This is a genomic window from Bythopirellula superficialaquae, from assembly GCF_059632245.1.
Window position 1 is genome coordinate 1,217,510 of the sequence record NZ_CP197426.1, and the last position, 12,962, is coordinate 1,230,471.

The 12,962-nt window shown below is 56.0% G+C and carries 8 protein-coding genes; 1 reads left to right on the forward strand and 7 read right to left on the reverse strand.

Going from position 1 to position 12,962, the window contains the following annotated elements:
• The first annotated feature begins 430 nt into the window (after positions 1–430).
• Positions 431–4,765 (forward strand): choice-of-anchor Q domain-containing protein, encoded by a 4,335-nt coding sequence (locus SH678x_RS05060; protein WP_496921799.1) that lies wholly within the window; start codon positions 431–433, stop codon positions 4,763–4,765.
• 27 nt (positions 4,766–4,792) lie between these two features.
• Here the strand turns inward: SH678x_RS05060 and SH678x_RS05065 are convergent, their stop codons facing one another.
• The 7 genes from SH678x_RS05065 to SH678x_RS05095 all read right to left on the reverse strand — a co-directional run bounded on the left by SH678x_RS05065 (position 4,793) and on the right by SH678x_RS05095 (position 12,901).
• Positions 4,793–5,065 carry a hypothetical protein gene (locus SH678x_RS05065; protein WP_496921800.1) on the reverse strand — a complete coding sequence of 91 codons (273 nt, stop codon included), beginning with the start codon at positions 5,063–5,065 and terminating at the stop codon, positions 4,793–4,795.
• A gap of 107 nt (positions 5,066–5,172) precedes the next feature.
• Positions 5,173–6,348, reverse strand: a complete 1,176-nt coding sequence (locus SH678x_RS05070) for an ABC transporter permease (protein WP_496921801.1) — start codon at positions 6,346–6,348, stop codon at positions 5,173–5,175.
• 47 nt (positions 6,349–6,395) lie between these two features.
• A complete protein-coding gene (locus SH678x_RS05075) occupies positions 6,396–7,556 on the reverse strand; it encodes an ABC transporter permease (RefSeq protein ID WP_496921802.1) in 1,161 nt (386 codons plus the stop codon).
• Complete coding sequence (locus SH678x_RS05080; protein ID WP_496921803.1) at positions 7,553–8,272, reverse strand: ABC transporter ATP-binding protein; 720 nt, start codon at positions 8,270–8,272, stop codon at positions 7,553–7,555. Before SH678x_RS05080 ends, SH678x_RS05075 begins: the two co-directional genes overlap by 4 nt.
• A gap of 158 nt (positions 8,273–8,430) precedes the next feature.
• Positions 8,431–9,711, reverse strand: coding sequence for an efflux RND transporter periplasmic adaptor subunit (locus SH678x_RS05085; RefSeq protein WP_496921804.1), 1,281 nt, complete (start codon positions 9,709–9,711; stop codon positions 8,431–8,433).
• 149 nt (positions 9,712–9,860) lie between these two features.
• Positions 9,861–11,336: a Gfo/Idh/MocA family protein gene (locus SH678x_RS05090; RefSeq protein WP_496921805.1), complete on the reverse strand. Its 1,476-nt coding sequence runs from the start codon at positions 11,334–11,336 to the stop codon at positions 9,861–9,863.
• 146 nt (positions 11,337–11,482) lie between these two features.
• Positions 11,483–12,901 (reverse strand): hypothetical protein, encoded by a 1,419-nt coding sequence (locus SH678x_RS05095; RefSeq protein ID WP_496921806.1) that lies wholly within the window; start codon positions 12,899–12,901, stop codon positions 11,483–11,485.
• Positions 12,902–12,962 lie beyond the last annotated feature (61 nt).

A 12,962-nucleotide genomic window follows, 5' to 3' on the forward strand; every position in this document is an offset into this window, starting at 1 on the left:
AAGGTGAGGAGGATGACGGCCTCGGCCGTGGGGATTAAGAAAACCCGGATCGGGGATTATGCTGCGAAGATTCGCTCGCTCGTCTGTGACGCGCTCCGTCTGCGGCGAACAAGAATTTATAGTTTACGCATGCAAAAGCTACATGCATTGCCTACTTGAGCACATCCGCAATCGTGAAGATTGGGTAAGGAATTTAATCAAAGACTTTACCCCAAACGAGTTGCATGTACCGTTGGTACACCCCTGGTTTCAAGTCGTTCAGGCTATTTTGTTGCATTCACCCCGTGGCGGGGGTAAGATGCGGCCAGCCGGTAGGAACGCGAGTATTCTTTTTGGCCGCTACCGCTCCGGAACAGATGTCTTCTCTTGTCGGCCCCAACAGTTGAATTGTTGGCTTCAGAATTGTCAGACTTAGCGCAAGGAACACGTTATGTCACGCCGTCGTCGGATGCGGGTTGAGACGCTTGAAGATCGTCGGATGTTGGCCGTGAGTTTCACGGGCGAGTATTCGCAGGATTTCGATTCTCTCCCCACGAGTGGCACGAATCTCGCTTGGTCGAACGACAATACCCTGGAAGGTTGGTCTCTATTCCGCCGAAATTCGACGGCACTCACGACCTTTAGCACGGGAACTGGGTCAAGCAGCACAGGTTCGTTCTACAGCTTTGGCGTCGATGGGACTGGTTCGCTTACTGATCGAGCTCTTGGTGGTGTCGGTTCTAGTTCAGGCTATTTTGGCAGTGTGCCTGTGGATGGGGTGGCGGGCTGGATGGTGTTGTCGCTTGATAACGATTCCGGCGCAACCATTGATGATTTCTATTTGAAATATACTGGCGAACAATGGCGAGGAGCTAACACCGCTTCGCAAACAATGACCTTGGAATATGGAATTGGCACTTCGTTTAGCTCAGCAGCATCATGGACTCCATTGGGGGATTCTTTCAGCTTTACGTCTCCCGCGAACGTCGTTACGGGAGCCCTCGACGGTAATGCTGCGGCCAATCGCCGCGTGAATGATGGTTTACTGACTGATCTCGCCTGGGCCGCTGGCAGTACGTTATGGATTCGTTGGATCGAAATCAACGATGGCAGAACCGCCGATGGAATCCGCTTTGAAACGCCGGATCATGGACTGGCAATTGACGACCTATTTATTTCCAGCAACGTCAATTTGGTCGTCGATACGCTCGTAGATGAGAACGATGGCGATTATTCATCCGGTGATTTGTCGCTTCGCGAAGCCATCGCCTTGGCCTTGCCATTCTCGACCATTGAATTTGACCCAGCTCTTACGAGCGCCGGCTCGGCGACGATTGCGCTGACCCAAGGCGATCTCCTCGTCGACAAGGAGTTGTCAATTGTCGGTCCCGGTGCCGGGTTGCTCACCATTGATGCTGGGGATGGGGTCGACGGAATCTTCAATACGGGCGATGGCACGCGTATTTTCAGTATCAACGATGGTGACGGTAACAATCTGATCAACGTTACGTTGGGCGGTTTAACGCTAACTGGCGGTGACGAGGCTGTAGCCTCGCTCTATGGAGGCGGTGGTGCAATTAACAATCGCGAGAACCTCACCCTTGCGGACAGTGTGGTCACAGGCAATGCGTCGACGGGTGGAGGCGCCATTGCAAATTCAGCGTTTTTGAAGGTCATTGATAGTACACTCTCCAACAATACTGCCGAATTTGGCGGTGCGATTATCAACTTTTCCGACAGCTCGCAGTGCGAAATCTTGAGCAGCATCGTTTCCGGCAATACCGCCGCGTTGGACGGCGGAGCAATCGCCAATTACGGTAAGATTAACATCACAAATACCACGGTTACCGATAATGGAGCGGGTTACCGAGGTGGCGGTATTTGGTCTTTTCATGCAGATACCATCGTTGCCAGAAGTACTATTTCGGGAAATACAGCGGGAACGAGTGGAGGAGGACTGTATTTACTTAGGCAACTCAATTTTGAAGACAGCACGATTGTCGATATTACAGATAGCACGATTGCCGATAATACCGCCGAAGAGAAAGGTGGCGGGCTTTATATTTTTGGCGACTCGAACATCACGGGCAGCACGATCTCGGGAAACTCTGCCGGCACATTCGGCGGGGGGATGCTCAATTATTTCGGTCACACGGCAGACATGTCGAACTCTACGTTCTCAGGGAACACAGCCAATTTTGGTGGCGGTCTGTGTAACTGGGGATATGCCAACATAACCAGCAGCACTTTTACCGGTAACACAGCAACAACAAGTGGCGGCGGCATTTATCATTCGAGCTTCCAAGAATTAATGACGCTCAGCAACTCAATTGTTTCAGGCAACGCAGCCGTTAATGGAAATGAACTGTATCGCTATGTGGATGGCGGACTAATAAATAGTAATTACAATCTGTTTGGTCATAGTGGCGAGACAACGGCTCAGGCGTTTTCCGGTTTCACTCCCGGGGTAAACGATGTCCTGCTTACAAGTAATTCAACCAGTCCTACGCCGCTTTCAAGCATCCTCGACACGACGCTCGCTGATAACGGCGGCCCGGCTCTCACTCATGCTCTCGTGCCCGGTAGCCCCGCCATTGACGCGGGTGATCCCGAAGTTGGCCCCCCACTCTACTTCGATCAGCGCGGTGAGGGATTCAGTCGAGTCGTCCGTCGGGTTGATATGGGGGCCTATGAATTGCAGTCGACTGTCCCCGAGGTGTCGTCTTTGGTCGTCACGACGAAGTTTGACTTGGTCGATGAATTTGACCAAGTCACCTCATTACGCGAGGCGATTCTTTATGCGAATTCTCTGGCCGGGGCGGATGAGATCACGTTCGATGAGAACCTGTTTGGCTCTGAGCAAACAATCGCCATGCTGTTGGGCGAGTATGAGATCACCGAAGCTGTGGCGATCATCGGTCCTGGGCAAGAGTTACTCACAGTTGATGCCCAAGAATTGTCGCGGGTATTTAATATCACCGCGACCACTGGGGACTTTGAGATTGAAGGATTGACGATCACTAACGGCAAGACGACAGGAGATAATCCAACGCGATCGACGACCACATTCTCGGGTGGTGCCATCCGATCGCTAACGACAGGAAATTTGGAAATCAACAGTTCGACCATAACCGGTAGCAGCACCACTGGCGATTATGCGGGTGGCGGCGGGATTTTTGTATTGGGTTCTTTGACAGTGACCTCCAGTACAATTTCTAACAACTCCACCTTAGGAGTCTATGGAAGCGGCGGTGGTATTCATGCGAATGGCGCTCTGGTCATTACGCAAACGACAATCACCAGCAACACGACGGCAGCTTATGGCGGTGGCGGTGGCGGTATTTCGTCCCAAGGTGGTTTAACCATCGACCAATCAATCATTTCGAACAATCACACACAGGGATCCGATGCCGCTGGTGGAGGCATTCAAAACCTCAATCAACCGATGATCATTACTGACTCTGAGGTGTCTGGAAACTCTACGGGTGACGCGGAAATATTTGTAGGGGCCGGTGACGGAGGCGGCATTTATAGTTCCCATAATCTTACGATTATCAAGAGCAATATCAGTGGGAATCGTACCGGCGATGGAGTACCAGATAGTGAGCAAAGCTATCTCGGCTACGGTCCTGGCGATGGCGGCGGCGTGTTTAGTCGCGCAACGCTCACGGTCGTCGGCAGTATCATTAGTGGCAACATAGCCGGAAGTGGCAGGAAAGCGGAGATTGCCGGCAATCCCGATAGCGGTGAAGGCGGTCTTGGAGGTGGCATTTACAGCCGAGGTGCAGCCAATATTACCAACAGCACAATTAGCGGTAACCGTGCAGGAGATGCAGGTTGGTATGGTGATGGCGGCTCTGGGGGCGGAATTTTTAGTCGAGGGTCTCTCACCATCAGCCACAGTACGATTACCGGGAATGCCGCGGGAGAGACTTCTGCGGAAGACGATAATGATGGGAGCCCCGGGAGTGGTGGTGGTATTTGGAACGACAATGATGCGACGACGATTACCAACTCGATTATCGCTGGCAATATTGGCAGTATAAGCCCCGAGATTAGCCCTGGCTCAGGCACGTTAAGCGTGAATTACAGTCTGTTTGGCGATGTCAGTGGACTGCATCCAGACTATTTGAATACGATCAATTCCGGCACGGGAAACCTTTTGAATGCTGATCCACTGCTAGGTCCGCTGCAAGACAACGGCGGGCTGACTTTCACGCACGCTCTGCTCACCGGCAGTCCCGCGATTGATGCAGGTGATCCCGGGTTTACTTCGCCGCCGGATTACGATCAGCGGGGTGTTGGATATAACCGCGTTGCAAATGTTCGGATCGACATGGGGGCGTTTGAAGTGCAGGGTGCGGTTTCGTTGCCGGGCGACTACAACGGCGACGGCATTGTGACTGGCCGTGACTTTCTAGCGTGGCAGCGCGGGGATTCGCCTGATCCGTTTAGTAGTGATGACCTTGAGACTTGGCAGGACGAGTATGGTGGTGGGGCGTTGTCCGCGCTGAGTGCGATTATTGAGGATGAAGGTGTTGAGGACGATCAGGAATCGCCTATGTCATTGGTGTTTGGAGATTCTTACGTATCACCCGCTGCACCGCCCGCTGCTGATTTTTCTTCTACTGGGGGCTCGCCGGGCGGATTTGAACTCAGTGATTTGTTTGTTGAGAGCGTGGATCTCGCGCTTGAGGAATTGAGCGCGATCTCAACTTACGGCGTGCGGGAGTTTGGCGAACTCGTGGTGAGGCGCAGGCCGCTGCACCGCCCGGTGCTGAATTAATTCTGGCGAGGGCACACCACTGGCCGATTAGTTGCAGGGTTTGCAATCGTCGATGTGGCTGTCGTGCAGGGGGGCGGACCAGTTGAGGCCGGTCTTTTCGATCACGCGGTGTTCGAAGTCGCCGAGCAGGCCGCCCAGGATTTGCCAGCCATCGGGGCGGCGCAATTCCAGATCGCCTTGCAGATTCACGCGGACGATGCTGTGGGCATGTACGCCCGCGTCTTCGAGTTCGTGCAGCTTGAGTTCCTCGGGGAGCAGCACGGAAAAGAGTTGCTCGCCGGTCATTTCAATGAATTTCACGGGTCAGTACCGCCAAGTGGGGTGGAGTGTTGAAATTTGTGAATGAGAATTAGCATAACTGCGGAAGGTTCAAATTTGAAGAAGCGGGGCCGCTAAACCGCAAACAGTTAGACTTCGCGGAGGGCGTCGACGACTTTCATGCGGACGGCGCGGAGTGCTGGCAGAAATCCGCCGACGAGGCCCATGACGATCGCTAGGATCGCGCCTTGGGCGAGCACCCTTGGACCAAAATCAAACGAGAAGGCGACTTCGGTGAAGGTTCCGGCGTTCATCGTGCCGGTTTGAATGCCACCTAGGAAAAATGTGATCGCTAGCGCGCCCAAGCAACCCAGCGCTGCTCCAGCGAGGCACAGCACGAGCGATTCGAGCACGAACGCCGTCAAGATGCTGAATCGGCCAAAGCCCAGGGCGCGCAGGGTGCCGATTTCACGCGCCCGCGAGGCGATCGCACCGTACATTGTGTTCGCGACGGCGAACATTGCGCCGATCGTGAGGAAGAATGCGATCATGTAACCGACGACTTTGATCAGACTGCTTTGCTGGGCTTGCTCGGCATAATAATCGACTTCGGTGGTGGCCTTGAGGTCGATCTGCTCGTCGTTTTGGATGCGATTGACGAGACGCTCTTGATCGGCCTGGCTGGCAGCACGAAGTTGCAGGCTCGACATCGCACCCGTACGCTTGGCGAGTTGAGCCAGCACGGGTTGATCGGTCCAAACTTCGGACTCGACGGCCCCACCGCCGGCTTCAAAGATGCCGACGACTTCGAATTCACCCCCTTCGACCTTGAACTTGTCGCCGAGCCCCAGTCGTTGAAAACGCTGCGACATCGCGCGGCTGACGATGGCTTCGCGTACGCCCGGCGTGAAATCGCGGCCTTCAACGATTTCGAGTCCTTCGCGTAAGTTGCGCGACATCGGATCGACCCCGCGAACGGACACATTCACGGGTTGCGTCGAACCACGGCGCGGCAGATAGGCGAACACAACCAACTCGGAGGCCGCCAGGGGATTGCCGTCTTTGTCGGTGGCGATGCCGGGGAGGGCCGTGATTTCGCGCGCGGCTGATTCGGTAACGGCGCTGACGGCTTCGGACGTCGAGCCTTTGCGCAAGACGATCACGTCGAGCGGATCGGCGGCGATTTCGAGAGTCTTATCAAGCCCCGCCGAGAGTCCGAAAGCGAAGATGCTGGCCCAAACAACCATGCCGACGCCAAGGACGGTCATAAGCGAGCCGACTTTGCGGGCCATCAGGCTGCGGTAATTATATTTGATGGGGATCATTGTTTATGAGAGGTCGGAGTTCGGAGGTCAGGGGTCGGAGGCCGGCATTAGACGACTTTGCGCAAGCCTTCGATGACGGAGACGTGGGCGGCGCGCCAGGCGGGGATGAGACCGCTTAGAAGTCCCACCACGGCGGCGAGGGCTAAGCCCCATAATGCGGTTCGCCAAGGGATGTAGAACATTCCGAGGCCGGCGTCGATGCTGCTCAGGTCCACTGAGTAGAACAAAAGTTTTGCGCCGAGGGCTCCAAGAATTCCACCGAGGACGCCGATGGTGACCGACTCGGCGAGAAACATGCCGAGGATGGTTGATTGGTTGAAGCCGATGGCTTTCAAAAGCGCGATCTCGCGGGTCCGTTCGCGAACCGACATGGCCATCGTGTTGGCGGCGACGCACAACAGGGCCAGCACCACCGCGGTGGAAGTCATGCGGATGAAGCCGCGGACGTTGCCCATCATTTCCATGAATGAGGCGGCGAAATCTTTCTCGGTCATCGGCTTCACGGGGGCGTCGGAGCTTTCGAACGCGGCCGTGATGGCCTGCATCACTTCGGGCATCTTAGCGGCGGATTCGGCGCGAATCATCACAAGACCCGCGTTGCCCGAATTGGGATAATTGAGTTTTTTAAGGGATTCGTCGAAGTAATCGAAGTGGAACAAGACCCAGCCGCGGTCCATCGTCGGGGGGCCGTCGTAGATGCCGCGCACCGTGAGCTCAAGATTGGCGGGATAGATGTTGCCTTGCAGCGGGATCTTACTGCCGATCTTCCAACCCTTGTTGCGGGCAATGAGTGCGCCGACCACGCAGCCCGCCTTATCATTCTGCCAGGCTTCGAGCTGATCGGCGGGGATGGTGAGTTCGGGATAGACGTTGAAGAGTTCTTTGGCATCGGTCGCGAATTGAGGAAACTGAGTCGTTTCTTCGCGATAGTTGCCGCCAAACCATGACATGGGAATCGTGTGGATCACGCCCGGCACGCGGCTAATGCGATTCACATAGCTAATCGGCAAGTTGCCGGCGAGGCCTGCCTCGTGCAGCACGGCCACGCGGTTGGCCTGGCTATTGGCATCGGTCGATTCTTCCTGGGCGGTGATCAGCGAGTAGAGCGTCACGACCAGAAACAAGCTCACCGCGATCGATGCCGCCGTGAAGAGCGAGCGGATCTTGTTGCGAAAGACATTGCGAAAAATCATCGGCAAAAATTTCATCGTGCATGTTCCAATTCATCGATGTCGGCTTGGACGAAGGTGCCTTTTTCGAGATGTAGCAAACGCTTCGCCCGGCGGGCGGCTTTGGGATCGTGGGTGACCATGATGATCGTCGTGCCGAATTGCTCGTTGAGCGAATCCAACAGATCGAGCACTTCCTGAGCACTGGTCGCATCAAGGTTACCGGTCGGTTCGTCGGCTAGCAGTAATACAGGATCGTTGGCGAGCGCGCGAGCGATGGCGACCCGTTGTTCCTGACCGCCGGAAAGCTGGCGGGGGTAGTGGTCGGCGCGATCGGCGAGGCCCACGATGCGGAGCGACGTTTCCGCTTGTTTGCGACGTTCGGCACGAGACAGGGGCGTGAGCATCAACGGCAGTTCGACATTCTCTTGGGCGGTGAGGACCGGCATGAGATTGAACATCTGAAAGATGAAACCAAGGTTTTCGCTTCGCCAGCGCGAAAGGCCCGCTTCGGAAAGCTGGCCGAGATCTTGGTCGTTGACGATCACTTTGCCGGTGGTGGGGCGATCAAGTCCGGCGCAAAGATTGAGGAGCGTCGACTTGCCGGAACCCGAGGGGCCCATCACGGCGACGAAGTCCCCTTTGGGAATATGGAGCGTTGTGTTGGTAAGCACGGGAATCTCTTGCGAGCCGCGCGTGAAACCTTTGCTGACGTTCAACAGTTGGACGACGGCATCGGTGTGGTTGTCGGACATGAAATTTTCCTGTTACGTGAACTACTATTGTCATCCCGAGGGGAGTTCCGCGACCAGAGGGATCTGGTTTGGAGCACCGACAGCGATAGAAGACGTGTGCCAGTGGAAGCCAGATTCCTCAGTCGCCTAGGGTCTTTCGGAATGACATTTATTGTTTATTACTCGGGGACTTGGACTTGCTCGCCTTCTTCCAGGCCGGGCGGAGGCTCGACAATCACGCGCTCGCCGCCGGTGAGGCCGCTTTCGATGGCGACTAAACCTTCCTCGGATTTGCCAGCCGTTTTGATGGCTACTTTGCGAACGCGATCCTGGTCGAGCAGCCAGACGAACTGATCTTCGTCCGTTCCTTGAACCGCCGCCGCGGAGATGAAGACGCCTTTTTCTTGAGCCTGATTCGCTTCGGTGGCATCGGGGAGGAACAGAACCGTGGCACTCAATTCAGGAAATAATCGATCATCGGGATCGAGAATTTCAACTTTCACTTTCACGATGCCCCGCGTGCGATCTCCCATCGGTATAATCTCGCGGAGTTTGGCTTTGTAGCGATGATTGGGCACGGCGTCGACGATCACTTGGGCTGGCTGGCCTTTTCTGAGTTGGCTGAGGTAATCTTCTTTGACGTCGGTATCGACTTCGAGTTCATCGAGCTTGGCGAGTGTGATCACGGAACCACGGCCGGAGCTGGCGCCCATGCCACCGGGCATGATCGATTCCCCTTGCTCGGCATCTTTGGTGACGACCGTGCCATCGAACGGGGCGTAAACAAACATATTGCGAATCGCTTCCTCGGCTTCGATCACGCTGCTTCTGGCGGAGGATAGCGAGGCTTTCCGCGCTTTGACGGTGGCTTCAGCCACTTGGTGGGCCGTCTCGGCTTGTTCGGCGGCTTCGACGGTCCCCGCGCTGCGTTCCAAGAGTTGTTGTTGGCGCTTCAAGTTGCGTTCGCTTTGTTTCAAATTGAATTCGGCTTCCGAGACTTGAGCTTGGGCCAATTCGACGGCGACTTTCTTGGAAGCGAGCATGGCGTCGAGATCGGCGTGTTCGAGTTCCGCGAGGATATCGCCCGCTTGGACTTTGTCGCCTTCTTCCACGGGGATGTTCTGGATGCGACCGGGCACCTTGGCTCCCACGGCGGCTTGCCAACGCGATTCGAGGTAACCCGTGGCGGTGAGATGCGCGGAGACTTGCCCCTTGGTCATGATGCGAGCGGCTTCGACTTTGACCATCGGCAGCGGGAAGAGTCGATCACGCAGCGCCCAATAGGCGGTGCCACCGATGCCGCCGATTAGGACTAAGCCCAGCAACAACCACAGCGCGCGGCCTACGACTGTGGGCTTACGTATTTTAGAGCGGTCGATCTTGAGTGAGGAAAGCTCGCCGCGGAGGTCGAGTTTTTTTCCGCCGACGGGGGTGGCCGGTGGACTATCAACGGGGGGCATAAGGGTAGGTCCGCACGGGGGCGTTGCTCGTTAACCGAGCATGTTGCCCGGCTGGACAAAAGAACATCATACCAAGCGGAGTAGGGGGATGTCTTGTGCAAAAACTGGCGGGAGATTTGGTGGAAACTGTGAAGTTGGGGGATTAATGACTACGCGTTGCCGGATGCTCCTTCGCGTTCTATATCGGGGATGATGAACGGCGCGCGTTGTTTGCGGGTGCGCAGTTCGTTGGCGGCGTCGTTGCCGACGAACATTTCGCTTTGTGTGTCGAGTTCCAATTGGGCGCCGAGTGTGAGGAGTTCCGCACCATCAATGTCGACATCGTTGGCGCGCAAGTGGCTGGCCATGCGGTCAAAGGAATTGGCCAAAAGTTCGCGGCCCGCTACGACCTCGGCGATTTCGGCGGCATTTTTTTCTTGTCCCAATCGATGGGAAATGCTGCCCATAAAGCAGAGCGAGCTGGAAAGATGGCCTTCTTGAATCTCGGCGTTGAGCAAGGAACTATTCCGCGCGGCCACGGCGTTGAGCCAATTGGCATAATGGGGAAGCTCTTTGTTCTTCCACCCTTTGATCAGTTTGCCAGTGTTGTCGTAAGCACTCGCGTCCATGTAGCTGTTGCCGACGAGGATATAACCCTTTTCGCATTGGACGACGTTGCCGACCTGACTGCCGCGATATTTGTCCATCGAGGCTTCCCAACGCTTTTGGCCCGTTTTGGAATGGGGCAGACCGCGGGTTTCAAAAATCAACGGGGCGTCGGGGTAATCGAAATAAGCGATCTGCGTGTTGGGCGTGTTGCCGGCATCTTCGTAACCCAGGCGGCCACCGATGGAGAGCACTCGCGGCGCGAGTGTGTCGACACCGAGAAACCAACGAGCGACGTCCATTTGATGAATGCCTTGGTTGCCCATGTCGCCGTTGCCGGTGTTGAAATCCCAATGCCAATCGTAATGCAGGCTGGGGCGGTAGATGTCTTTCATCTCGGCGGGTCCGCACCACAAGTCATAGTTGATCGTGCTGGGGATTTCGAGCGCCGTGTCGAGCTTGCCGATGCTGGGGCGCGGCTTGTAGCACAACCCAACAACGTAGCGCAGGTTGCCGAGTTCGCCGCTACGGACAAATTCAACGGCGGACTTGATGCTGTCGCTGGACCGGGCTTGCGTGCCGCACTGAATGATGCGGTCGTACTTGCGCGCGGCGGCGACGACTTGCCGACTTTCCCAAATGGTTTGGGCAATCGGCTTTTCGCAATAAACATCTTTGCCCGCTTGAGCCGCGGCGACGGCGATCAGTGCGTGGGTATGATTGGGCGTGGCGATTGTGACCGCGTCGATGTCTTTGCGATCGAGCAACTTGCGATAATCGCCGATGCGTTCGACCTTGCGCTTGGTTTTCTCTTCAAACTTGTCGGCGCGTTGTTGGAGGATTTCTTCATCGACGTCGCAAATCGCCACGATGTTGTCGGCAAGGCCATACAAATGATTCTCACCACGGCCGCGGACACCGATCGTCGCCACGCGGATATCGGAAACGCCTGCAGCGAAAACTGATGTGCTGTTGAGCAGCGTGAAGGAAGCAGCCGTGGCGGCGGAGGTGGCGAGGAATTCGCGGCGCGAAAAGGGCATGATCGGAGCCTCGATGGGAGAAACGAGCGGAAGAGGAGAATTTATTCTACTCGGGGAAATCGCTAAGCTGCAAGCGGTTAGATGCGTAGTGGTGGCTTCCAGCCGCTGAATTTGTTTGGCGATGGCGGCTGGAAGCCACCACTACGTCATTCGACGATTTCGAAGGGAAGTGACGCTTGGCCGATCTTGTTGGACAGTTGATCGGTAATGATTAGGCGAATCTCGTATTCGCCGGGATAGATGCGCGTGGGGAGGGCCACGCCATACTGCATGTGGAAATCATGGCGTTGATTGCGGCAGACGTCTTCCACTTCGGGGAATTGCGCACCATCGACGCGGCGGCCTTGGGGATCGACCACTTCGTAGCTCGTGGCCAAAGCCGTGCGATAGCCATCTTTAGTCGATTCACTGCGGAAGCTATCGACTTCGGCGTAGAGATTCACCTGATCGCCCGGCTTGAACTTCGCGCCTTCGTGGGGCTCGTACAATCCATAGCCCTCGACCTTATCGACGAAGGCGAGATTGCGAACTTGCAGCGTGGCAAGTTCCGCCAGTTTGGCACGGGCTGCATCAAGATGAATCAATGCCCCCGCGGCCCGTTGCTTGGTATCGATTTGGCGAGAGTTGTCGAAGTAGGTCGATAATGCGAACAACTGCTTGGACCAATAGTCTTGTTCCGTCGGTGAAGCGCCGGGGATGGGGGCGAGTGAATCGGATTCACGGCCCGCCATGAGCAGCAACATTCGTAGCCGCATGTGTTCTTGCAATTCGTCAGTGCTGCCGGGATTGGCTTTCACTTCGTTTTGCATCGCCGTGATCGCGGCATCGAGTTGGGCTTGCCAATTGGTCGGTGTCGACACGCCGGAATCGGTGGCCACGACATGCGAGGCTTGCTGCACCGATTGTTGAGTTGTCGTTGCTTGTGGCTCGGAAACGTGATTGGCGAGCGTGGTGCCACGCACGGGAAGCGATTGTTCGGTGGGGATGTTCGCTTGATCGGAGATGACTTGTGTTGTTGGGGAGGACAGTGGCGCTTTGTCCGCTTCAACGATTGTTGCGGGAACCGGTGGTGCAGCAGGTGAGGTTGCTTTTTGAGTCACTGTCGCCTGGGGAAACGCCGGGAATTGACTGGCGGGCATTTGAGCGGCCAATTCCTTTTGCTCACGCGCAATGAGTTGCTCGCTATAGGCGAGTGCCGAGCAGAATTGCTTGGCCACCAACGGCCATTCGTCCTGGCGCGCGGCGCGGAGTTCGGTTCGCAGTTTATGTTCGGCGGTGGGACTGAGGGGTGTCGTGGAGCGAACTTCGGCAATCAAATTGTTGAGGGCAATCTCTTGGTCGGCGGTAAGTGGAACGGCCACAGGTGCGGGCTGTGGTGTGGGAGTGATTGCCGAAGCGGGGGTGACCGGTTGTTCGGTAACCAAGGGGGCTTTGGCCAGCGAGTCGGCTGCGGTGTGCGAAACGGACAATGGTTCGGTGCTGCTCGCCGACCAAGGGCCGGTGCAACCCAGCGCGCATGCGAACACGGCTGAAGGGATTAATCGCAACAGTTGATTTGATGACAATAAGCGCATCTTGTGACACGTAATTGCGAGAAGGACGGTTCGAGAATGGCCGCGGATAGTA

Coding starts and splice junctions, on each gene's coding strand:
- SH678x_RS05070 (WP_496921801.1), bottom strand. CDS start 6,348: ATGATCCCCATCAAATATAATTACCGCAGCCTGATGGCCCGCAAAGTC.
- SH678x_RS05060 (WP_496921799.1), top strand. CDS start 431: ATGTCACGCCGTCGTCGGATGCGGGTTGAGACGCTTGAAGATCGTCGG.
- SH678x_RS05075 (WP_496921802.1), bottom strand. CDS start 7,556: ATGAAATTTTTGCCGATGATTTTTCGCAATGTCTTTCGCAACAAGATC.
- SH678x_RS05080 (WP_496921803.1), bottom strand. CDS start 8,272: ATGTCCGACAACCACACCGATGCCGTCGTCCAACTGTTGAACGTCAGC.
- SH678x_RS05090 (WP_496921805.1), bottom strand. CDS start 11,336: ATGCCCTTTTCGCGCCGCGAATTCCTCGCCACCTCCGCCGCCACGGCT.
- SH678x_RS05085 (WP_496921804.1), bottom strand. CDS start 9,711: ATGCCCCCCGTTGATAGTCCACCGGCCACCCCCGTCGGCGGAAAAAAA.